Below are 23,697 nucleotides of genomic sequence, written 5' to 3'. Positions count from 1 at the left end.
GATACTAGCTACTTGATACTAAAAAATACAGCTTATCTCGAAAAGTCGGGTATATGACTGACTTTCGCTTATCTTTCCCAACCTATTGTGTATTAGTTGAGTAGAATGTAGCACCTTGTGAAGTACAGGTTGCTAAGACATCGCAGGGTCTAATCCCTCCGCCTTTCTCTATAAGCAATGCAAAGGTGCATAATAAAGCTGTAATATGCAATAGTTTTACCCTCATCAATAGGGTACAGGATACGTGTTTACAATTACATGAATATTTGGAGTGAGATACTGATGAGTTATGTGACTAAAACTCCTTACATTGACAACCCGGAGAAACTTTTTAAACCTTGAATTTTAACATTTTTTCAGCCAAAACTGGGGTAAAACCGCTTGCTTTGGGGGCGCTTCGCTAAAGTTTTAATGCCATTTTAACACTTTTTAACAAATTGCTTACACGTTTTGAAAAGTTTAAAAAGTATTAACCCGATAACTATCAAATACCTGCATAAAATTCAACTTGTTTTTTTCCTGCTTGTACCTTAACTAAACAGGCCGGTTCTCTTTGCAGAGAACCGGCCTGTTACGTATAAAAATACCTTTTTTGTTTATTATCTTCTTCTGCCGAATAAACGCAGGATCATCAGGAAAAGGTTGATGAAATCAAGATATAAGGTTAAGCCACCCAGAAGGGCCATTTTACCGGCCGAACCATCGCCATATTCAATACCAGCGCCTATGCGTTTTAACTTCTGCACATCATAGGCTGTTAAGCCTACAAAAACTGCAATACCAATGTAACTAATGATATATTCCAGCTGACTGCTACGCATAAACATGTTAATAACTGACGCGATGATAATACCGAAAAGGCCCATCATCATAATCGACCCAAACTTGGTCAAATCCGTTTTGGTAGTGTAACCGGCAACAGCCATTATTCCAAACACCGCCGAAGTAGTTAAAAATACGCCAAGTACCGAGCCTTCGGTGTAAATTTTGAGTATGTAACTCAAACTTATACCCATAACTGCCGAAAAGGCGATAAACAAAAGCGCTGCAACCCCATATGACAAACGGTTAAAACCAAATGAAATAATTAACACAAAGGCAAGGGGAGCAAACATTACTATAGTACCCAAACCAGTGTTGCCACCTGTAATAGGATCTCTAAGCATATTGTATAATGCCTGGTTTTGTGAAAACAGAAACGCGCAAAAGGCCGAAAGCCCCAGGGCTACAAACATCCATAAAAACACATTGGCTATGAATTTACGTGATGCGTCTGTTTCATTTAATTGTATTACGTTTTTATAAACGTATTCAGGATCTTTAGTTTCCATGTTGTATTAAAATAAATTAATATACGAATTTACGAATAAAATGTGAATATAGTGTGAAGGGTTTTGAGGGGGAGATAGAATCAAGAGATAAGAATCAAGATTCAAGAGGGCATGTCATGGTGATTATATGATAAAAGCAAAAGATTTTTAATTCCCTCCCCACGGGAGGGGTGCGTTGGATAGGTGTAATGGCAGGGAGGGGTTTCTACGTGCGATGATTACCTTGTTCCATAAACCCCTTCCTCCCCTTCCCGAGGGAAGGAATCGCACAAGGCCGCGGCCCTTTTGATGGATGTCATGCTGAGCTCCGTCGAAGCATGGTGGGCAGGCCTCTGCATGCGATCCTTCGACAAGCTCAGGATGACAGCCCTTTTTACGTTTTCTGCTGACGGGGAAGAAAAATTACTATGGGCTTGTGCCTTATTTTTGTCCTTGTTCCCCAAATCCTTGCTGCAAAAGTCCTTCCGTCCCCTCCGGGTCTCCTAAAAGGGACCCGGAGGTTGCCTTACCCTTGCTCCAAAAGTCCTTATCCTTGTTCTTTGCTCTCCAGATTCTTGCTCTCCTTCACCAGCTCTGGATTTTGAGCCGGCAATTTTTTCACATGACGTTCCACTTCGGTTTGCTGTACATGTACGGCATATTCTGCAGGTTCAATGTGGCTGCCGCTGGCTTCGGCATAAACCTGCGTAAACTCTGCGCCAATGTATAATATGGCCGATGTATAATAGATCCACACCAGGATAACAATAAGTGAGCCCGCGGCTCCGTACACCGATCCTTGTGCTGTATATTGGATATATAAACCTATCAGATATTGTCCCAGCATAAACAACAGCGCGGTAAAAAATGCACCCGTGCGTACATCCTTCCACTTGATTTTTACATCGGGCAAAAATTTAAATATAATACCGAATAAAACCGATATCACCAACAGCGTTACGCCCAGGTTAACACCCTGTACCAATAGCTTTGTAAGCTTTAGAGCAGGTAAAAGCTCTTCTATTTTTGCACCAACTGCATCTATAATAAAGTTAACCAGCAAAGACGCCAGTAATAAAAAACCTAAACTGATGATCAATGAAAATGACACAAAACGGTTGCGGAGCAGTTTAATCCAACCGCTTTTGGGTTTTGCTTTAACACGCCATATGATGTTTAACGAGTCCTGTATCTCCACAAATATACTGCTGGCACCCACCAGCAAGGTTACAATACCTACCGCAAAACCAAACCCGCTTTTACCATTCAGTTTAAGGCTTGCCACCGTACTGTGTATTTGATTGGCTGCATTTGCACCCACATAGGTACCAATTTGCTGGTACAGCGTATCTGTTTTGGCAATAGGAATTAAACCAACCACAGCAATAAGCAGAAACAGCAGCGGCGCTATGGAAAAAATGGTGTAATACGCCAGGGACGCGCTCAGTTTTAAACCATTATCGTTGATGAAGCCACTAAAAGTAGCTACCAGTATTTTCCACAATCGTTTTAAATATTCTTTACTGAAAAATTTCATTAGCGCTTATTTAATTGATCTGTTAGGGAGCAAGATTTTTGGGAACAAGGAGCAAGGACTATCAAATTCTTTACTTGTTGCTCCAAATTCTTATTACCCTGCTCAAAATTTTATTCGTGTCTATCTAATTTTGATGTATCGAACCAATGTTTAGCAATTTTAATGCCTTCTTTGGAGCAAAGATTTTTGGAGCAAGGAATAAGGACTGAAAAAACCTTTACTCTTTATCTTTGCTCCAAAAATCCTTGCTCCTTACTCCCCCAAATCCTTGTTCCAAAAACCTAAATCCCCGAAAACGGCACGTCCAACAATTCGTAGTTCGCCCAGCCGTTAAAATCATAATGCCACCATTCGGTTTTCAATACGGTAAAGCCATGCGCCTGCATTATTGTTTTTAATAATTCGCGATTATCCAATTGTTTTTTGCTGAGGGTGGGATAACTGGCTGCGGCCTTTTTGCTAAAGCTGTCAAACGGAGTAGGCATATCCAGCTCTTTTCCTGTTTTCAGGTCAATCAGGCTCAGATCCACGGCACATCCTCGGTTATGTTTGGAACCTCTTCGCGGATTGGCCACAAAATTGGTATCTGTGGTCATCTCATAAAATTTAACCGTAACCGAATAGGGTCTATAAGCATCATAAATTTTCAGGCCTAGACCACGGGTTTGCAGGTCGGCTTCTACCTGTTGCAGCGCTTTTACTACGGGCAGGCGGGCATAGGCCTTAGCCTGCTGATACATGCGCCTGTGCATAAAGTTGTTGGTGGTAGCGTAACGGATGTCCAGCGCGATCTGTGGAATGTATCGCTTAATCTCGACCAGCTGTTTATCGGGGTTGGCTTTGACCTGCTTTTTATACCTGGCCATGCCGCTTATTTTGGTACTATCAATGTACTTATAATGTTGCGCGCTGGCGTTGATACCAGCCAAAACAAAAAACAGTACCATGATATATCGAGGCATAGGATAGGGTTTACCGGTGCGACACGATAAGCAGGTCCAGGTCTTTACAGGGGATGGTAAAACGTTCGCCGATATGTTTATTGGTTAAATGCCCATGATAAATATATACCGCGTTACGCACACCCGATTTTTGCCATATTACGTTTTTAATACCGCCCTGATCGCCGATATCCAGCAGTATGGGGGCAAATATGTTGGTAAGTGCGTAAGTAGCTGTACGGGCTACACGCGAGGCTATATTGGGTACGCAATAGTGGATAACATCGTGTTTGCGGAAAACCGGGTGGGTATGATTGGTAACCTCAGATGTTTCAAAACAACCGCCCTGATCGATACTGACATCGATAATCACCGAATCGCGTTTCATGCGACTTACCGTTGCTTCGGAAATAATACATGGGCTGCGCCCGTCTTCGGCCCGCATGGCGCCTATGGCTACATCGCAGGTGGTAATGGCTTTCTCGAGCACAATGGGCTGCACTACCGAGGTAAAAACCCGGCTGCCTATATTATTCTGCAGGCGGCGAAGCTTGTATATGGATGGATCAAAAACTTTCACTTCGGCCCCCAGGGATATAGCGGTACGGGCAGCATATTCGCCAACGGTGCCGGCTCCCAGGATCACAATTTCGGTAGGGGGTACACCGGTAATGCCGCCCAGCATCAGGCCTTTGCCATCAAATACGTTGCTTAAATATTCGGCCGCTATCAATATGGATGTGGCGCCAACAATTTCGCTCATAGCACGTACTACACTCAAGGTATTACCCTCATCGCGTAAATGTTCAAAGCTGAGCGCGGTAATTTTTTTAGCCATCAGCGCGTGCAGGCATTCGGCCTTGAGCGTAGCCAATTGCAAGGCTGATATCAATATTTGCCCAGGCTTCATCAACTCAATTTCGGGCATTACCGGAGGGGCTATTTTAATGATGATATCGGCATCATGATAAACAGATTTGGTATCGTAAACAATACGGGCGCCCTGTTCGCTATAATCCTTATCAGAAAAATTGGCTGCCTGGCCGGCGTTACTTTCTAAAATAACATCGTGCCCGTTATTAACCAATAAAGCTACCGACAGCGGAGTTAAGGGTATGCGGTTTTCCTGGAAAGAAACCTCTTTTGGAATGCCGATGTATAACTTGTTCTTTTTGCTTTTAACCTCCAGCATCGACTCCTGAGGCTGCATCATTGCCTGCTTGGCAACGTCCGAAAACCCACTGTATATCCCTGAACTCATGATGTTTTAAATTGTGGCTGATGAAGATAAATATAATTATTGAATTAGTGATTTGGATTAATTATTGATTTGGCGATTTAGTGAATCCTTATTCCTTGCTCCAAAAATCCTTGCTCCCGGGCTTTACTAAAAATTTTCAACCGTAATCTCCCGTGAACCATCATTTACGGCTTTTATACTGATGCGGGTATAATGATCTGGCAGCAGATCGGGTATCTTTTCGGGCCATTCAATAAAGCAATAAGCACCTGCATAAAAGTATTCTTCATAACCCATATCCAGCGCTTCTGTTTGATCTTTAAGCCGATAAAAATCAAAATGATATATTTTATCCTTTGGCCCCTGATATTCGTTCACAATAGCAAACGTAGGACTGGTAACGGCATCGGCAGTGCCTAAAAAGCTGCACAGGCTTTTGATCAGGGTTGTTTTGCCGGCGCCCATATCGCCATAAAAAAGAAAGATCCTGTTATTGGCTGCATGAGCAATGATCGTTTCGGCGGCGGCAGGCAGATCTGCCAGTGATTGAACAGTTATTAACACGTTTTGATTATTTAAAATATTTGTCATCCTGAGGAACGAAGGATCTATTCTCCAGATTGCCTATTGTATAATAGATGCTTCACTCCGTTCAGCATGACAAAGAGGTTTTCTTCTCCAAAAATACTTAAATCCTTTGACCTTGTAAATCATCAAATGGCCAAAAAGAAAAAAGCAAATAAAAATTTGTCATCCTGAGGAACGAAGGATCTATTCGTAAGCTTTGCATACTGGATAATAGATTCTTCGCTATGCTCAGAATGACAAATTTGTTTTTGTATTCCCGGTTTCCAAAACGCAGGTGGGATGAGTCACCTATAAACAAAAAAGGCCCGGCTTTGCAAGCAGGACCTTTTCATTAATTAGGGATAATAGTAACTTATGATGATTTTTTACCGGTGTTGAAACCAAACGGCACAACCACCTTAAAGCTGATATTGCGGCCCATATTATAAATGCCATGATTAATACCATCGGGGGCAGTAGGATTGCCAAAATATTTCAACCTGCTCATGTTTGATTGGTAATTTACGTTGGCCAGGTTGGTGCCTTCGATAAATAGTTTAAGCACCGGCTGACCGGATTTATTAACAATGTTACCGCCAAAACCTGCGCTTAGCAAATTGTATCCGGCGGTTGCTGTTTCGGTACCGTACGCGGCAAAGAAACGGTTCTGGGCATTATAATGGTCAAAACCAACAAAAACATACAGATTTTTAAAGTCGCCAAAGCCACCGTTAAAAGTTCCGCGCAGTTCAGAGTGCGTATGCAGTGGTGGAATGAATGGTAAATATTTTAAGCTATCAGCCACCGGACCACCGGTTCCTTTATTTTCGCCATAAGTTAAGCTCAGTGAGTTTTCAAAGTGCAGCCATGGCAATGGATGCAAATCAACATTAACCTCGCCACCGTATATGCGGGCTTTGCTTTGTACATAGGTAAAGGTATTGTAACCCTGGGTGATAACCGGGCTGCCATCAGGATTCAATTGCTGCTGCTGGAATATGTAATTAGAGATCTCATTATTAAATAATTCCACACTGGCCGAGATATTAGGCAGTGTTAAGAACGCGCCGATATCCTGTTGAAAACTAAACTCCGGCTTGAAGTTTTTGTCGCCCACGTGATAGATCTGCGAACCTGGGTCTGGGCCATTAGCTGATAACTCAGCAATACTTGGCGCCCTGAAGCCACGGGCCAGGTTAGCCTTAACCAAAAACTGGTCGGATACATTATAGGTTGCACCAAAACTTCCTGAAAAACCAGTAAACGTTTTGCTAAGGGCATCAAATTGTGATTTAACATTTGGCGCCGTGGTAGGATTTGGACCTGTATACAATTGCGGAAAACCATGCGGGCCACCAATAGTATCTACATAAGCAGCATTACCCGTGAAGGAACGCGAGTCAAAACGCGCACCGGCAGAAAGATCCAGTTTGCCAAAGCTTTTCTTTATCACAAAGAAAGGCCCGATATCAAACTGATGATAGGCGGGGATAGGGAAATCGGTAGCGCCATCTATTGTATTTTTACCATATTGACCATTTACACCAAATGTGGTTTCATAATCATTGCCGATGTTAAAGTTATATTTAACATCATAAGTATAAGTGGCCAAATGCAAATTCAGGCCCGGGATATCGCCATACTCCGGATGGGTATATTCGCGCCTGTGGCTGTACTGGTAGCCCAGGTTAACCAACAGGTTACCGCCGCCTAAAATAAAGTTACTGTTGTTATAGATACGGTAAAGCTGAACGCGTTGATGTAGGGTCGGGATGCGGTAGGAGTTGAGTTCAGATTCCGGAACGATAGCAGTGGCACCGTCTTCGCTTATTTGTTTGGTGAATTTACGGGTAAGTGAATCGCGGCTGCCATCCGGGATATCCTGCTTATCATCAAAAACAGAAGCATGTAAATAAGAGTAGCCCCATGATTTGTTGAGACCAACCATTACACGGGCGTCTTTTTCCTGATAACCTGTGGCATATACACGGCCATCGCGCTGATTCTGATAGTTTTTGGCTTCTTTAGCCGATATTACTGTTCCCCAAACCAGGCCGTTCTGATTACCCTGTAACCTGAACGATCCATTGAGTAAACCCTGGTTGGTGCCATAAATACCCTGTACCGAACCCAGTATTTTACCTTCGGGAACAGGAGCTGGTGTAATCAGGTTAACTACACCACCGATAGCATCGGAGCCATAAGTTAAACTGGCCGGACCTTTGATTATCTCTACTCGGTCGATGGAGTTTTGATCCACTTCGATGCCATGCTCATCGCCCCATTGCTGGCCTTCCTGGCGTATACCGTCCTGTAAGGTAATTACCCGGTTATAGCCCAAACCATGTATAAATGGCTTGGATACGTTTGGACCGGTAGTAACCGCGCTTACACCCGGCAGGGTAGCAATCTGATCGATAATATTACCTGAGGCTGCACGCTGTTCCAGGTAGGTTTTGCCTACAGCTATCATAGGCACGGGGCTGCGTTTTATTTCGGTAGCCTTGCTTACACCGGTTACCACTACTTCGCCGGCCTCCAATGAGGATGCCTGCAGTTTCACATCAAATACAGAAGTTTTGGAAAGATCAACCTTTTGGTTAAAGGTGGCATATCCCAAATAGCTTACCTGTACCAGGTAAACCCCTCTGGGCACATGATTTAAAACATATTTACCATTTACATCGGTAATGGCACCGGCATGCAGATCGGGGATACTTACGGTAGCGCCAATAACGGGTTTGCCATCGGCTTTATCGGTAACGGTACCGGTTAAAGTGCCTACCGCCTCTTCAACAGCTGCGTTTTTTGTAGTAATTATATGGGCATTGGCAAAAGCAGAAAAACCTATAACAAGCAATAATAAGCTACTAATTAGCTTTAATTTCATAATAAAAAAATTTGGGGATCAATAAATACCACACGAGGTGGTGCTATGTTGCACGAAAAAACTAATATTATGAAAGTACCGGCGGGGCACGGCCAGCAGCCAGAACAAGCGCTATGCTCACAAAATTATAGTCGCTGGCTTTAAAAAAATGCAGGGTAGCTATTTGGGGTACTAAATAAAATGCCTGGTCAATAACGGCAGCCTGGTGATGCATGGCATCGCACAGGTAACATTTTTCCTTAACGGTTTGTTGTTGCGGCTGATGGTGATGGGCGGCATAAACCGTTCCGGTTGTTTTGGCAAGCAGGTGCTGGTGAGTATAAACAACATATTGCCCGGCTATAAAGCAAATGAGCAATAGCCAGGAGTATAGGATATGTAACTTGTTTTTTTTCACCCTTATATGTCTTTTTACAAAGACTATGCAAAAGTAGTTAATAAAATGTTAAAAATAATGCAACATTGTAACATTAATGATAATCGCACACAATGTGGTTTATGGTTCATAGATAATAGTTCATGGTAAGAAGTTATAGCTCATTGATCTTCTAAACTCATGCATACTATTTGCTGTTGCTCTTTTACTATGATCTATGAACCATCAACTATGAACTATTCTTATCTTTACCGCCATGACACCTGCCGAAATTAATGTGAAATGGGATGCGCTGCAGCAACGTATTGCCCAGGATTTTGATAACGAAAAACCCGATCTGAAAGTGATGCTGTTTTTAATTGGCGTGCAGGAACTTGGTCAGGGCCCACGCAAATTCAGCAAGCGCCAAAAGGAAGAGCTGATGCATATTGCCAACTGCCGCCTTTTTAGTATGCTGGGTTTTTATGAACTGGAAGGCCTTGACCAGGATGGCTGGCCGCATTGGAAAAGAGTTAAAGTGATACCTAATTATACCTTACTGGAGCAGGAGATGATCCTCAAATCGCTGATGATCAATTATTTTGAGGAACTGGAGGGGAATTAACTAGATAGAACACATGATCTCATGTCATTGCGAGGAGGAACGACGAAGCAATCTCCTCATGAGTATAAACGCGAGGAGATTGCCACGCTGCGCTCGCAATGACATATCTTATAAATGATAAAACATGAAGAAACTCTTTACTATAACCCTACTTCTGCTAAGTGTCGCGGCTTTTGCCGGGCCACCCAAAAACCAATACGTGCGCATCAGAACCAGTTATGGCGATTGTATTATCCGCCTGTATAATGAAACTCCACTGCATCGTGATAATTTTATCAAGCTAGCCAAAAAAGGGTTTTATAACGGTACTTTATTTCACCGGGTGATACAGAACTTTATGATCCAGGGCGGCGATCCTGATTCTAAAAAGGCGATACCCGGGTTGGAACTGGGCGATGGGGATGTGGGTTACACCGTACCTGCCGAGTTCAGGGATAGCCTGTTCCACAAGCGGGGCGTACTGGCTGCGGCACGCGACGAAAATCCACAAAAAGCATCAAGCGGGTGTCAGTTCTATATCACAGAAGGCAAGCGTTTTACCGATGGCAAGCTGGATACGCTGGAGAAAACCCGCTTGAAAGGCCGTAAGATACCAGCATGGCAAAGGGAATGGTACAAATCTGTAGGAGGGGTACCGCATCTCGACCAAAATTATACCGTTTATGGTGAAGTGGTTTCGGGCCTTGATATGGTCGACCGCATTGCTGCGGTAAAAAAAGATGAATGTGACCGGCCGTTAACAGATGTACCCATGACCATAGAAGTGCTCAGCAAAAAAGAATGCAGCCAATTGGATAAAATTCTAAGCCCCCCGGCCCCCTGAAGGGGGAGTGCTTATCACCAGGGCGTAAAATTGGATCAGAAGCAAAAAATACTACCTGATATATTTAATATTGCATACAATTAATCACAAGTAAAACCTAAAAACAAAAATTCCCCCTTTAGGGGGTTAGGGGGCATGAAAATAATTACCTATAACGTTAATGGTATCCGCTCGGCTATCAACAAAAACTGGCTGGCCTGGTTACAGGCTACTGATGCCGATGTGGTTTGCCTGCAGGAAATTAAAGCTACGCCTGATGTATTGACCGATCTTGGCCTGGTAGATCAGCTGGGGTACAAACACTACTGGTTCCCGGCCGAAAAGAAGGGTTACAGCGGTACCGCCATTTTTAGCAAGCAAACACCAAAACATATTGAATACGGTTGCGGTATCCCCGATTTTGACCGTGAGGGCCGTTGTATCCGTATTGATTTTGACGAAGTATCTGTCATGAGCGTTTACTTTCCCTCGGGATCGAGTGGCGATGAGCGCCAGGTGTTTAAATATCGCTTCTTAGATGAATTTGGCAAATACCTTACGCTGCTCAAAAGCCAATATCCCAAACTGGTGGTATGCGGCGATTATAATATCTGCCACCGACCGATTGATATCCACAACCCCAAATCAAACGCCAACTCCTCCGGCTTTTTGCCCGAAGAACGCGAATGGATGGAGAAGTTTATTGAAGGCGGATTTATCGATACTTTCCGTCACCTGAACAAAGAACCACATAACTATACCTGGTGGAGCTTCAGAGCTGGTGCAAGAGGTAAAAACTTAGGTTGGCGCATTGATTATGCTATGGCCAGCACCGAACTGGAAGCCAACATTAAACGTGCCGCCATTTTGCCCGAAGCTAAGCACTCTGATCATTGCCCGGTGTTGCTGGAACTGGAGTTTTAGGCTCCCGGGCTCCTGAAGGGGGCCAAAAATAAGTTGTCATTCTGAGCGATAGCGAAGAATCTATTTGCAGATATGCCTCTCGAAGAAGATCCTTCGCTATCGCTCAGGATGACAAGTGGTATATAAAAAAGAAAGAGGCGCCAAATGGCGCCTCTTTCTTTTATAATGAAAATGTAATATGCAATTCAAAAGTTCCCCCTTCAGGGGGCTAGGGGGCTCTGCTTTATGCTTTCACACGCTCTACGTAAGTACCTGTAGCAGTATCCACCTTTACTTTATCGCCAATGTTAATGAATAAAGGAACACGGATCTCGGCACCGGTTTCAACGGTAGCATTTTTTAGCGCGCCGCTTGAGGTATCGCCTTTAACAGCTGGTTCGGTGTAGGTGATTTCCAGCTCGGCTGAACCAGGAATAGAGCCCATGATCGGTTCTTCGCTTTCAAAGGCCACAATCACGTTCATACCTTCTTTTAAAAACTTAACCGCAGGACCAAATAATTTTTTGGGGATGCTGTGCTGATCATAAGTAGTATTATCCATCACTACCAATGCTTCACCCTCGTCATATAAATATTGATAATCACTTGTTTCAACACGGGCAATATCTACCTCTTCGTCGGTACGGAAACGGTATTCAACCAATTTGCCTGATTTTACGTTACGCATACGGGCCTGGTAAAATGCCCGTAAGTTGCCTGGTGTACGGTGTAAAAACTCTTCAACCTGCACTAATTCGCCGTTAAAGCGAAGCACATTTCCATTTTTAACATCTGATGCTTTAGCCATAAAAAAATATTGAGGCCGCAAAATTAGGGATTAGATTTGAGATGTCAGATATGAGATTTGAGATTTTTTTATAAAAACAGGCGAGTAAATATTTGATAATCACCCGTCTCAAATCTCATATCTAACATCTCATATCTCTATACCTTATAATCCGAAATGCTCAGGTGTTCTTTACAAAAGCTGTATTCATGCTCCTGGTTGGAACAGATGATGGTAAGGCGATTGTGTGCAAACTGTTCTACCAGGCCCAGGTACCAATCTACTCCCTGGATATCCAGATTGGAGGTAGGCTCGTCGAGCATGAGGATAGGTGTATCGGCACAAAAGGCCAGTATCAGCTTCAGCCGTTGTTTCATACCCGATGAAAAATACCTGATCAGCTTGTTTTCGCTTTTGGCTAAGCTTAACAAACCTATCAGTTCCTTTTTATCGATACCTGGTTTGTATTGTTTAAACTTAAAATGAAAATCGACCATCTCTGTGAGCGTAAACTCTTCTATCAGTTCCAGGTAGGGCGCGGCAAGACTCAAGTGGGTAAATACCTCTGTTGCCTCAATTGGTTTACCCTGAAACGTATAGTTGATAGTACCCGCGGAAGGTGTAAGACTGGCATTTAAAACCTGCAGCAGGGTTGATTTGCCCGAACCATTTGGCCCTAAAATAGCATAAGCGCCACCGCTTTTAAAAGTATAATCAACCCCTCTGAAAATCCAGTCGCGGTTAAATCTGCGGCCAATGTTTTGAAGGGTGATGTTCATTTTAGCTTATAGATAATGGTTCATAAGAAGGCTTATGGTTGATAGTTCATAGTTCATAGAAAATCCCCTGATTTATACTCAATGCAATTCTTCTTACTATGAACCATTAACCATGAACTATCACGTATTCCCGAAGCCCTTCATGATACCTCTTTGCGAGTTTTGCAAAAAGTTAATGATCTCGTCGCGTTCAATGCTTGGGGTAAACTCGGCCTCGATAATATCAAGGGCTTTGCTCACATTATATTTTTTAAGGAATATGATCCTGTAGATCTCCTGGATCTCGTTAATAGTTGCTGCCGAAAAGCCTCTGCGGCGTAAACCAACGGAGTTGATACCTACGTAGGATAAAGGCTCGCGACCTGCCTTGGTAAACGGAGGAACGTCCTTACGCACCAGCGATCCGCCAGATATCATGCTATGCGCGCCGATCTCTACAAACTGGTGCACAGCTGATGAACCACCCACAAAAGCATAATCATAAATATTGATGTGCCCGGCTAATTGTACCGAGTTGGCAATAATCACATTATCGCCGATAACACAATCGTGCGCTACGTGTACATAGGCCATCAGCAAGCAATTACTGCCAATAGTAGTGGTGTTTTTGTCCAGCGCGGTACCGCGGTTAAGGGTAACACACTCGCGTATGGTCGTGTTGTCACCAATGGATACCGTACTTTGCTCGCCTTTATATTTCAGATCCTGCGGTGGGGCAGATACTACCGCGCCAGGAAATATGCGGCAGTTTTTACCGATGCGGGCACCATCCATAATTACGGAGTTGGAGCCGATCCAGGTACCTTCGCCAATTTCCACATCCTTATGGATGGTCACAAAAGGCTCTATCACCACGTTGTCGGCTATTTTGGCCTGCGGGTGTATGTATGCTAAGGGTTGGATCATGCTTCGTTAGATTTATTAACTTTTACAATTTGCGCCATCAGTTCGGCTTCTACCACAATACGTGAGCCAACCATACCAATACCTTTCATTTGGGCAATCCCACGTCTGATAGGAGCTACCAGGCTGCAATGGAATATGATGGTATCGCCAGGTACAACCTTATCTTTAAAGCGGGCGTTCTCTATTTTCAGGAAAAGAGTAATATAATTCTCTGGATCAGGCACGGTATTCAATACCAGAATGCCTCCGGTTTGTGCCATAGCCTCTATCTGCAATACACCCGGGAAAAGCGGCGAACCGGGGAAGTGCCCCATGAACAGATCTTCGTTCATAGTTACATTCTTTAATCCTACCACATGGCTTTTTGATAATTCCAATATTTTATCAACCATGAGCATAGGCTGCCTGTGAGGCAATATTTTCATGATTTGCACGGTATCATATACCGGCGTCATATTAGGATCATACACTTTTACATGTTTGCGGCTTTTTTCTTTTTTGATAAGCGCTTTTATCTTTTTAGCAAAAGCTACGTTAGCGGCATGCCCAGGTCTTGCGGCCATGATATGTCCCTTCAGCGGAACACCAACCAGGGCCAGATCGCCTATCATATCCAGCAGTTTGTGCCTTGCTGGCTCATTCTGATGGCGGAGTTCAATGTTATTTAAAATTCCCTGAGGCGCTACTTTAATATCCTTACGGTTAAATAGTTTGGCCAGGTGCGCCAGTTCGTCTTCATCCACCTCTTTATCCACCACTACAATGGCGTTGTTCAAATCGCCGCCTTTAATTAGGTCGTGCTTTAGCAACATTTCCAGTTCATGCAAAAAGCAAAAGGTACGGCAAGAGGCTATTTCCTTTTTAAATTCGGCAATGGTTGATATACTGGCATGCTGGCTACCCAATACCTGTGAGTTATAGTCGACCATACAGGTAAAGCGGTAATCATCAAGCGGCATTGCCACCATCTCTACTTTACGGTCGGCTTCGGAGTAATGTATATTATAAGGTATGTGGTAGTATTCACGGTCGGCATCCTGTTCAACCAAGCCGGTTTCCATGATCACATCTACAAACTGTATGGAGCTGCCGTCCATGATAGGGGTTTCGGGACCATCCATGTCTATCAGCACATTATCTATCTCCATACCCACCAGCGCCGCCAGCACATGTTCAACCGTGTTTACGGTAGCTCCGTTCTGTGAAATGGTGGTACCGCGTGAAGTATCGGTCACATTATCCACATCGGCATCAATAATCGGCGCACCCGGCATGTCAATTCTTCTGAATTTATAGCCATGGTTTTCTGCCGCCGGGTTAAAGGTCATGGTTACACGCTGACCAGTGTGTAAGCCTGTACCCGAAACCGATACCGGCGCTTTAATAGTTCTTTGTTTTACATTCATATTTGCAACGTTCAGTTGTTCATTAGTTCAATTGTTCATTGGTAGATAGTTCATTAACTCACTGGTAAATCCAATGACCCAATGAACCAGTGAACTAATGACCTTCCTTTCTCAGTTCTTCAATTAATTTTTCAAGTTCGTATACCTTACGGTCCAGCTCAGGTAGTTTCCTTAGTTTGGAATGCGCGCGAAGATAATCTTTATAAGGCATATAAGGCGTACCGCCCCAAACCTTGCCCTCTTCAGTAATAGAACTATTGATACCCGTTTGTGCCGATAGCTGTGAGCCATTAGCAATATTCAAGTGGCCGGCAATACCCACCTGGCCGCCTATAACAGCGTTTTTACCAATCTTAGTACTACCTGATATACCCGCCTGCCCGGCAATAACCGTATGCGCGTCTACCTCAACATTGTGCGCTATTTGCACCAGGTTATCAATCTTCACCCCTTTGCCTATAACGGTTGAGCCCATAGTGGCCCTATCAATAGCGGTATTGGCTCCAACCTCCACATCATCCCCGATAACTACATTGCCAATCTGTGCGATCTTGGTGTAAGTACCGTCGGGGTTGGGGGCAAAACCAAAACCATCGCTGCCAATTACGGCTCCTGCATGTATGGTAACGTTATTACCAATTACACAATCAAAATAAATGGTGGCGCCAGAAAACAAGGTAACATTATTGCCGATAGTCACATTATCGCCAATGTTAACATTTGGATATATTTTGCAATTATCCCCAACTTTTACATTGCTACCAATGTAGGCGAAAGCACCTATATAAGGGTCGGCGCCAACCTGAGCTGTGGGGTGTATAAAGCAAGGCTCTTCAATGCCTTTTTTGTTCAATTTTAGCGTGTTATATTGTTCAAGCAGAACGGTGAACGCGCTGTAAGCATTTTCAACGCGTATTAAAGTGGCCTTTACAGGCGCTGTAAGCTGCTGATCCTGATTGATGATAACCACCGAAGCGTTGGTGGTATATAAAAACTGTTCGTATTTTGGATTGGCCAGAAACGTCAGACTTCCGGCATCGCCGTCTTCTATCTTAGCCAACTTATCAACCTTCACAAAAGCATCACCTTCAACAGTTCCGTTGAGCAATAAACTTATTTCCTGGGCACTAAATTGCATCGACAAATTTAAATGTTAAAATTAAAGCAGCAAATTATTAATTAGTTGTTAGTAGTGAGTTATCCGTTTTGAGGTCTCTCTTAATAAATTCTTCATTTTCAAGGCATCTATTTACAAAATTCATTACTCAAAACCAGCAACCTATTACTATATCTGTATGACACCTTGCCCGTCATTTACCCTTACAACAAATCTTTACTATAACAGGTAATATGTTTTTTAACCGTTTTAATCAGCGCTTCCAGGTTGGAGTTATCGCTGGCCTTGGTTATATCATACACCTCTCCATTTTTCATCAGGATACCTATATTACCATCACCCGCCGTATAAGCATTGTTACGTATAGAGGTGGTAAAAACAAAATAGGAGGCATCCTGCTCGCTGATATTATATTTCTTCATTGCCTTTTTGGTTAGCTCGGCAACAAATGCAGCATCCGGTTCTTCATTGGTGATATCTACATGATAAAGATTCCGCTGAACCAGATTTTTAGCCAAGGTTGACAGTAAAAAATCCGGGTGGTTTGCCCAAACCTTTACCGCCGACATAATATCGGCATCATCCAAACTCGCAAAAATTTCCAGGTGATGATCCTCCTGCTTAAAAACCTCCCGGCTGATCTTACTCTGGATAAAATGCTTCAGCGCCGGTGTGGCAAACAGATCTTCGCCCTGTAATATCAACTCGCGCCCGCGCTTGAATACTTTTACCAATAACTCTTCGCCCGAAATTACCGTTTTATGCAAGTAAACCTGCCAGTACATGAGCCTGCGTGCAATCAAAAACTTTTCGATAGAATAAATCCCCTTGGCTTCTACTACCACATGATCGTCCTTTACGTTCAGCATCTTGATGATGCGGTCTGAACTGATCACCCCCTCAGATACTCCTGTAAAAAAACTATCACGATTCAGGTAATCCAGCCTGTCCATATCCAGCTGGCTCGATACCAGCTGATGCAAAAACCGGCGGGGATAAGTATCGTTAAATATATCAATAGCCATAGTTAAACCACCGCCAAACTGCTCGTTTAGTTTGTTCATCAGCATGGCCGATATATCTTCATGCGCAACACCGGCTATAATGGTACGCTCCAGCGCGTGCGAGAACGGCCCATGACCAATATCATGCAATAATATAGCTATGGTTAAAGCTTCTTCTTCTTGGTGATTAATGTGGTGCCCCTTGTTGCGCAGCGTTTCAATGGCCATAGCCATCAGATGCATAGCGCCCAGCGCGTGATGAAAACGGGTATGTAAGGCTCCCGGGTAAACCAGGTGCGTCATGCCCAACTGCTTAATATATCTTAACCGCTGAAAATAGGGGTGTTCGATGAGGTCAAATACCAGCTCGGTAGGGATGCTGATAAAGCCATAAACAGGATCGTTTATAATTTTCTTTTTATTCAACTTGGTTCTTTACGATGCAAAAATGTAAAACAAAGGTAAAATAAGCGCATGATGTTTGTTAATTTTTGTTAATACCTTTACTTATTAACAACAAATCAGTCCCTTTGAGGTTTAATGACTGAATCAGAATTTTCTGAATTTATGAATTAACAGAATAAAAGTATCATTAACTTAACTGCTTAATTCAGCAAATCTTTAAATCCTGTTAATCCTGATTCAGACAGCTTTTTTAATCTACATATACTATGCAAGACACCACCATTTTATGGGCCGATGATGAAATTGACCTTTTAAAGCCACATATACTTTTTCTGAACGAAAAGGGATACAAAGTAACTACCGTAACCAATGGCAACGACGCCGTTGATGCTTTTAAACAGCACTATTTCGACCTGGTTTTCCTGGACGAAAATATGCCGGGCTTAACCGGTCTGGAAACCCTGCAACAGATCAAAAACCTGAACAATGATGTACCGATTGTGCTGATCACCAAGAACGAGGAAGAATACCTGATGGAAGATGCCATCGGTTCCAAGATTGATGATTACCTGATTAAACCGGTGCATCCCAAGCAAATTTTGCTCACCATTAAAAAGCTGACTGAAAACAAACGCCTGGTTACCGAAAAAACAACCATGGCTTACCAGATGGATTTCCGTACGCTGGGTATGACGCTTAACGATAACCTGAGCCACCAGGAATGGGTTGATGTTTATAAAAAGCTCATATACTGGGAGCTGGAGCTGGAAAAACTGGAAGATGCCGGCATGCATGAGATATTGACCCTGCAAAAAGCCGAAGCCAACGTACAATTCTGCAAGTTTGTGGAACGTAATTATTTAAACTGGATCAAGAACCCGGAATTTGCGCCAACCAGTTCGCCGCAGTTATTTAAAAAGAAGGTATTCCCAAAACTGGATGGTAATGGCCCGCTGTTCTTTATCCTGATAGATAACCTGAGGTATGATCAGTTTAAGGTGATCAACCCAATTATATCTGAGTACTTCAGGATGGAAGAGGAGGATACTTATTACAGTATTTTGCCTACCGCTACGCAATACGCCCGTAACTCCATATTCTCGGGCCTGATGCCTTTGGAGATGGAAAAACGTTACCCAACCATGTGGCAGAATGACGAGGATGAAGGAGGTAAAAATTTATATGAATCGGAATTTATTGCCGACCACCTGAAACGTGTACTGCGTAAAGAGTGTAAATACTCTTACCATAAAATATTAAATATTGACGAGGGCCGTGCACTGAATGAATCGGTAAGCAATCTCATGAACAATGAGCTGAATGTGGTGGTGTATAACTTTGTGGATATGCTATCCCACGCTCGTACCGACATGCAGATGATCCGCGAACTGGCCAGCGACGATGCCGCTTACCGTTCATTAACTCTGTCCTGGTTTGAGCACTCTCCACTGTTTGATCTGTTGAAATTTCTGGCCCAAAAACAGGTTCGCGTAGTGATCACTACCGATCATGGTACCATCCGTGTTAAAAACCCAAGCAAAATTGTGGGCGATCGTAATACCAATACCAACCTGCGTTATAAACAAGGCAAAAACCTGAATTATAATGCCAAGGAAGTATTCCATATTCGCAATCCGCACGATGCCATGTTGCCTAAGCTGCACCTAAGTTCGAGCTTTGTATTTGCCAAGGAAGACAGCTATTTTGTATACCCGAACAACTATAATCACTTTGTGAATTTTTATAATGAAACTTTCCAACACGGTGGTATTTCATTGGAAGAGATGATCATCCCGGTGGTTACTTACGGGCCGAAATAATAGAAGCCCCCTAGCCCCCTAAAGGGGGAACTTTTGAAAAATATAAAGGCCATCACTATTTGAAAGTGATGGCCTTTTTGTTTTATTCTATAATACTCATCATGTCATTGCGAGGAGGAACGACGTGGCAATCTCCTCGCGTACATCTACTTGTGATGAGATTGTCGCGCTACGCTCGCAATGGCATAGTAAATCTAACAAGTACCGTAACTGCAAAGCAACAGGCTTAGAGTTCCCCCTTTAGCGGGCTAGGGGGCTCACCCTTTTCACGATATCCTCAGCACTCAATTTCTCCTGCTCACCGGTTTCCATGTTTTTGAAAGCCAGCAAACCGCTTTGTATCTCTTCACTGCCGATCACTACCGTATAGGGAATATTTTTATTATTAGCGTATTCCATTTGTTTTTTGATCTTGGCACCGGCAGGGTAAAGCTCGGCATTGATATTTTGCCGACGCAATTGTTGCAACAGGGGCAGGCCATATAACTCGCCTTCTTTATCGAAATTACAGATCAATACCTGCGTGCTTTGATTGGATGCAGCCGGGAATAAGTTCAATTCTTCCAGCACATCATAAATACGGTCGGCACCAAAAGATATACCTACACCGGTTAACCCTTTAAGGCCAAACATACCCGTCAGATCATCATAGCGACCGCCACCACCGATGCTGCCCATGGCCACTTCATTGGTTTTTACTTCGAATATGGCGCCGGTATAATAGTTTAGTCCGCGGGCCAGAGTAATGTCCAGTTCCAGTTTAGCGGTTTGCAGCGGGCACTTTTCGATATAGCTAAATACCGTTTCAATTTCGTCGCATCCCTTTAATCCAACTTCTGATGAAGCCAGGGCCTGGCGCAGGCTTTGCAACTTTTCGGCATTGGATCCCTCCAATAAAATAACCGGCTTTATTTTGTCGATATCAGCCTCGGTAAAGCCGCGTTCCAGTAATTCTTTGATCACCCCATCCAGTCCGATCTTATCCAGTTTATCTATGGCTACAGTTAAATCAATGATATTATCAGCTTTATCTATAATTTGCGCGATGCCTGATAGAATTTTTCTATTATTAATTTTAATGCTGAAATCTTTCAAACCCAACTTGCTCAAAGCTTCGTCGTAGATCATCACAAACTCCGCCTCATTCAATAAAGAATCAGAACCTACCACGTCAGCATCGCATTGGTAAAATTCACGGTAACGGCCGCGCTGCGGTCTGTCGGCACGCCAAACCGGCTGCACCTGGAAACGCTTGAACGGGAAAGTGATCTCGTTCTGGTGCTGTACTACGTAGCGAGCAAATGGCACGGTAAGGTCATAACGGAGGGCTTTTTCGGAGATGTCCGAAGCTACCGCGTTTGAATTAAGCGATGTTAGTTTTTCGGGATTTACCTTGGCCAGATAATCCCCACTATTCAGGATCTTGAAGATGAGCTTATCACCCTCTTCACCGTATTTACCCAATAAGGTTGATGAGTTTTCCATAGTCGGCGTTTCTATCTGCTGATAGCCGTATTTACGGAACACGCTTTTAATGGTATCAAAAATATAATTACGTTTCACCATTTCGGTTGGTGAAAAATCGCGGGTGCCTTTGGGTACGGATGGTTTGATGGATGCCATGCGGCAAATGTACAAAAAAGCAAATTATACGAACATTCCGTCATGCTGAACTTGTTTCAGCATCCCACATACAGGCTTTATGCGAGCGACTCATCTTATGTCATCCTGAAACAGGTTCAGGATGACATAGTTCTAAGAGCCCCGTATTAACTTATATGACACTCTTTTTACCCAAGCGTTTGCAGAAAAATATATTTTTGAGAACCATGAACATTATTACCCAAACGCCGCGCTTGCTGATACGTGAATTTATACCTGAGGACGAAACCCTTTTACTCGATCTGGATGCCGATGCGCGATTAACCCGCTACGTAAAAAAACGCACCGCGCAGGAAAGCAAAAAAGTTTTTAAGGATACATTGAAAGATTATCAAAAGAAAACAGGCATGGGCCGCTGGGGCATTTTTAATCTTGCTGATAATGATTTTATAGGTGTTTGCATATTAGACTACAGCGAATTTGACCGTAACAGCATTGAACTGGGTTATCGCCTGCACCTTAAATACTGGGGTTCGGGTATTGCTACAGAGCTTGCTCAGGCATTGGTATGGTACGGATTAAATGAAATTGGGCTTAAAGAAATTTGTGCCGTTACGCATCCAGAAAACAGAGCTTCCCAAAAGGTTTTATCAAAAGCTGGTTTTCAGCCGCACGGCCGTGCTTTTTGGCATGGGGATGATCTTCCGTTTTTTAAGGTAAGTAAAAGTGCTTTTTAGCCTGCTATTTTCACCATCACATCATTGCCAATCTCTACACAGGAAGATTAAGATAATGTACCATTTCGCTCTGTACAGTATAGAGATTGCTTCGTACCTCGCAATGACGCATGTATTTTAGCTTATATCCCTCAGCTCTTTAATAATATCCTTGCAACCACCTTCAATCAGTTCAAAAACTGGTTCAAACTGGGTATCATCATAATAAGGATCGGGCACTATTTTATCGCCTAGTAACAGTTTTACCTTTCGAGCTTCCTCATCGTTGCGGGCAAGGTTCAGCACATCGTTCAGGTTGTTTTTATCCATCACAAAAATGTGGTCGAAACGCTCAAAATCTTTTGCTTTAAACTGGCGACAAACCTGCTTGCTGATGTCGACACCATGATTACGCGCGGCACGGACAGAACGCTTGTCAGGCCCTTCGCCTACATGCCAGTTACCGGTACCGGCCGAATCGACCGTCCAGTTTAAACCCTGCTCATCACTCAGGTGCTGCATGATCCCTTCCGCCAGCGGCGACCGGCATATATTGCCCAAGCAAACCATTAGTATTTTCATTTTTTAAAGTGAGAAGAGGTAAAAGGCGAAAGGTTAAAGGTGAAAGGTTTTGTCTGACTTTTAAAAGCCTTTTACCTTTCGCCCTTAACCCTTCACCTCAAAAAAACTATCCAAATATCTTATTCAATATGCCTGCAAGACGTACGCCTGCTTTCAGCATTTGATGATTCAGTATATCGATATATTTAAAGTTGTATTTATAGCTCAGGCTGTCTCCTGTTTTAGTATCAGCATATAGTTTTTCGGCCAGCTGATTACTCTCAAACAACCATTCGCTTATGGGGTCACTTTGCAATTTGGCACGCTCGGTTGCCGTAGTATGATTAATCATAGCCGCATATTCGGTATAGCTCAGTTGCTGAAAATCAATCAGGCCGCTATCCCAAACCGAGTGCAGGTTGCTTTCTTTACCAAACCACTGCACTTTAACATCATTGCCTCCTTTATCACCGGTATGACCGGTGTGCAGCGGCTGATGTACGTCCTCTACAATATGGATCAGCATATGCAGGTAAACCAGTTTATTGGCCTTGCTTAAGCTTGGCTTCTTTAGTTCCGCTATCAAAAAATTCATTTTGGTATAGGCATCAACAGCGGTATCTGCTTTTAAATAAGCCTGTAGCTCGGGATAGGTAAAGGCCTTATCCAGATCGATAAAATGCCAGGTGTAAAGGTAATTGTAGGCCGGATCTGATTTAATAAAATCGGCCCAGTTACTGCCAATGGCGATTGACTCGTAGCCTAAAATTCCTTGTATAGCCTTGCGCGCTTTAGGCGTTAAATAACTATCAGCTATTTGTCCGCAAACACGGTGACCGGTAGGTCCCCAGGCCATACTTTGTAATGGGATATAAAATACGGCAATAAGCAGAATGATCTTTTTGAAAAATTGGATTTTCATTGTTACAATGGTTTTGGTGTGCAACTTGTTCGTTTAATTAAATGGGCGTTGATGGGTATAACGTTGGATGTGCTGGCAAATTGGATAAGTGAGTCGGTTTTTTGTTTAACCTTAAAGTATTCTTCATAATCGCCGGAGCGGAAACAACCTTTCTCATCTTTATAACTGCCATCGGCATTACAAAATTCACCTTTTAGGTGCAGGGTGTCCTGCCTTTGGGTGTAGGTTCCTTTGATGTATTCGGCCCAGTGACCACTAGCCATACAGCTATCGGCACCATAGTTTACTTTGCTATAGGAGCTGATCTTCACGAAGAAAGAATCGCAGCTGAATTTAAGATCATAAAGCGAGTAGGAAACCAGTCGCTTTTGCGCCGGTACGGAGTCCTGCCGCCATTCGCCTTGCACATACTTTTCGCCGGGCTTTTGCTTATCCGGATTCATGGTACAGGAGCTTATAAAAAGGGCGAAAGGTAAAAGGTAAAAGGCAAAAGCTCCTTTTT

22 protein-coding genes and 1 riboswitch are annotated in these 23,697 nt (G+C 43.3%); of the genes, 5 read left to right on the top strand and 17 right to left on the bottom strand.

Annotated features, from left to right (window positions below):
* Positions 1–65: 65 nt before the first annotated feature.
* A riboswitch (SAM riboswitch) is annotated at positions 66–177 on the bottom strand.
* Between the two features lie 422 nt (positions 178–599).
* The 7 genes from G7092_RS21135 to G7092_RS21105 form a co-directional block, all read right to left on the bottom strand.
* A complete protein-coding gene (locus G7092_RS21135; RefSeq protein ID WP_166092193.1) occupies positions 600–1,331 on the bottom strand; it encodes a Bax inhibitor-1/YccA family protein in 732 nt (243 codons plus the stop codon).
* A gap of 526 nt (positions 1,332–1,857) precedes the next feature.
* Positions 1,858–2,847: a YihY/virulence factor BrkB family protein gene (locus G7092_RS21130; RefSeq protein WP_166092191.1), complete on the bottom strand. Its 990-nt coding sequence runs from the start codon at positions 2,845–2,847 to the stop codon at positions 1,858–1,860.
* Positions 2,848–3,128: 281 nt separating this feature from the next.
* Positions 3,129–3,809, bottom strand: a complete 681-nt coding sequence (locus tag G7092_RS21125; RefSeq protein WP_166092188.1) for a M15 family metallopeptidase — start codon at positions 3,807–3,809, stop codon at positions 3,129–3,131.
* 10 nt (positions 3,810–3,819) lie between these two features.
* The gene (locus G7092_RS21120) at positions 3,820–5,049 is read right to left on the bottom strand and encodes an alanine dehydrogenase (RefSeq protein ID WP_166092185.1); all 1,230 of its coding nucleotides are present in this window, start codon (positions 5,047–5,049) and stop codon (positions 3,820–3,822) included.
* Positions 5,050–5,175: 126 nt separating this feature from the next.
* A complete protein-coding gene (gene tsaE, locus G7092_RS21115) occupies positions 5,176–5,592 on the bottom strand; it encodes a tRNA (adenosine(37)-N6)-threonylcarbamoyltransferase complex ATPase subunit type 1 TsaE (RefSeq protein WP_166092182.1) in 417 nt (138 codons plus the stop codon).
* A gap of 376 nt (positions 5,593–5,968) precedes the next feature.
* Complete coding sequence (locus G7092_RS21110) at positions 5,969–8,485, bottom strand: TonB-dependent receptor (RefSeq protein WP_166092179.1); 2,517 nt, start codon at positions 8,483–8,485, stop codon at positions 5,969–5,971.
* Positions 8,486–8,552: 67 nt separating this feature from the next.
* On the bottom strand, positions 8,553–8,882 hold the full coding sequence (locus G7092_RS21105) for a hypothetical protein (RefSeq protein ID WP_166092177.1): 330 nt from the start codon (positions 8,880–8,882) through the stop codon (positions 8,553–8,555).
* A 235-nt stretch (positions 8,883–9,117) separates the two neighbouring features.
* Between G7092_RS21105 and G7092_RS21100 the strand changes: the two genes are divergently transcribed.
* From G7092_RS21100 to G7092_RS21090, 3 genes are all read left to right on the top strand, one after another.
* Positions 9,118–9,465 carry a hypothetical protein gene (locus G7092_RS21100; RefSeq protein WP_166092174.1) on the top strand — a complete coding sequence of 116 codons (348 nt, stop codon included), beginning with the start codon at positions 9,118–9,120 and terminating at the stop codon, positions 9,463–9,465.
* 124 nt (positions 9,466–9,589) lie between these two features.
* Positions 9,590–10,288 (top strand): peptidylprolyl isomerase, encoded by a 699-nt coding sequence (locus G7092_RS21095; protein ID WP_166092172.1) that lies wholly within the window; start codon positions 9,590–9,592, stop codon positions 10,286–10,288.
* A 135-nt stretch (positions 10,289–10,423) separates the two neighbouring features.
* The gene (locus G7092_RS21090; RefSeq protein WP_166092170.1) at positions 10,424–11,191 is read left to right on the top strand and encodes an exodeoxyribonuclease III; all 768 of its coding nucleotides are present in this window, start codon (positions 10,424–10,426) and stop codon (positions 11,189–11,191) included.
* A 223-nt stretch (positions 11,192–11,414) separates the two neighbouring features.
* Here the strand turns inward: G7092_RS21090 and efp are convergent, their stop codons facing one another.
* The 6 genes from efp to G7092_RS21060 form a co-directional block, all read right to left on the bottom strand.
* The gene (gene efp / locus G7092_RS21085) at positions 11,415–11,978 is read right to left on the bottom strand and encodes an elongation factor P (protein ID WP_166092168.1); all 564 of its coding nucleotides are present in this window, start codon (positions 11,976–11,978) and stop codon (positions 11,415–11,417) included.
* Positions 11,979–12,115: 137 nt separating this feature from the next.
* Positions 12,116–12,736: an ABC transporter ATP-binding protein gene (locus tag G7092_RS21080; protein ID WP_166092166.1), complete on the bottom strand. Its 621-nt coding sequence runs from the start codon at positions 12,734–12,736 to the stop codon at positions 12,116–12,118.
* A gap of 120 nt (positions 12,737–12,856) precedes the next feature.
* Positions 12,857–13,642 carry an acyl-ACP--UDP-N-acetylglucosamine O-acyltransferase gene (lpxA, locus tag G7092_RS21075; protein WP_076371333.1) on the bottom strand — a complete coding sequence of 262 codons (786 nt, stop codon included), beginning with the start codon at positions 13,640–13,642 and terminating at the stop codon, positions 12,857–12,859.
* A complete protein-coding gene (locus G7092_RS21070) occupies positions 13,639–15,048 on the bottom strand; it encodes a bifunctional UDP-3-O-[3-hydroxymyristoyl] N-acetylglucosamine deacetylase/3-hydroxyacyl-ACP dehydratase (protein WP_166092163.1) in 1,410 nt (469 codons plus the stop codon). Before G7092_RS21070 ends, lpxA begins: the two co-directional genes overlap by 4 nt.
* Before the next feature lie 94 nt (positions 15,049–15,142).
* Positions 15,143–16,186 (bottom strand): UDP-3-O-(3-hydroxymyristoyl)glucosamine N-acyltransferase, encoded by a 1,044-nt coding sequence (lpxD, locus tag G7092_RS21065; RefSeq protein WP_166092161.1) that lies wholly within the window; start codon positions 16,184–16,186, stop codon positions 15,143–15,145.
* A gap of 182 nt (positions 16,187–16,368) precedes the next feature.
* The gene (locus G7092_RS21060) at positions 16,369–17,595 is read right to left on the bottom strand and encodes an HD domain-containing protein (protein ID WP_166092158.1); all 1,227 of its coding nucleotides are present in this window, start codon (positions 17,593–17,595) and stop codon (positions 16,369–16,371) included.
* 245 nt (positions 17,596–17,840) lie between these two features.
* Here G7092_RS21060 and porX point away from each other — a divergent pair, with 245 nt between their 5' ends.
* Entirely contained in the window at positions 17,841–19,394 is a 1,554-nt protein-coding gene (porX, locus tag G7092_RS21055) for a T9SS response regulator signal transducer PorX (RefSeq protein ID WP_166092156.1), read from the top strand.
* A 240-nt stretch (positions 19,395–19,634) separates the two neighbouring features.
* Here the strand turns inward: porX and hisS are convergent, their stop codons facing one another.
* Positions 19,635–21,017 (bottom strand): histidine--tRNA ligase, encoded by a 1,383-nt coding sequence (gene hisS, locus G7092_RS21050; RefSeq protein WP_166092154.1) that lies wholly within the window; start codon positions 21,015–21,017, stop codon positions 19,635–19,637.
* Positions 21,018–21,223: 206 nt separating this feature from the next.
* Here hisS and G7092_RS21045 point away from each other — a divergent pair, with 206 nt between their 5' ends.
* Positions 21,224–21,733 (top strand): GNAT family N-acetyltransferase, encoded by a 510-nt coding sequence (locus tag G7092_RS21045; RefSeq protein ID WP_166092152.1) that lies wholly within the window; start codon positions 21,224–21,226, stop codon positions 21,731–21,733.
* A 117-nt stretch (positions 21,734–21,850) separates the two neighbouring features.
* Here the strand turns inward: G7092_RS21045 and G7092_RS21040 are convergent, their stop codons facing one another.
* From G7092_RS21040 to G7092_RS21030, 3 genes are all read right to left on the bottom strand, one after another.
* On the bottom strand, positions 21,851–22,294 hold the full coding sequence (locus G7092_RS21040; RefSeq protein ID WP_166092150.1) for a low molecular weight protein-tyrosine-phosphatase: 444 nt from the start codon (positions 22,292–22,294) through the stop codon (positions 21,851–21,853).
* A 106-nt stretch (positions 22,295–22,400) separates the two neighbouring features.
* Positions 22,401–23,195 (bottom strand): S1/P1 nuclease, encoded by a 795-nt coding sequence (locus G7092_RS21035; protein WP_166092148.1) that lies wholly within the window; start codon positions 23,193–23,195, stop codon positions 22,401–22,403.
* 2 nt (positions 23,196–23,197) lie between these two features.
* Positions 23,198–23,638, bottom strand: coding sequence for a fumarate hydratase (locus G7092_RS21030; protein WP_166092145.1), 441 nt, complete (start codon positions 23,636–23,638; stop codon positions 23,198–23,200).
* Positions 23,639–23,697 lie beyond the last annotated feature (59 nt).

Source organism: Mucilaginibacter inviolabilis, from assembly GCF_011089895.1.
GTDB lineage: Bacteria > Bacteroidota > Bacteroidia > Sphingobacteriales > Sphingobacteriaceae > Mucilaginibacter > Mucilaginibacter inviolabilis.
This window is presented reverse-complemented; position numbering and strand designations above follow the sequence as displayed.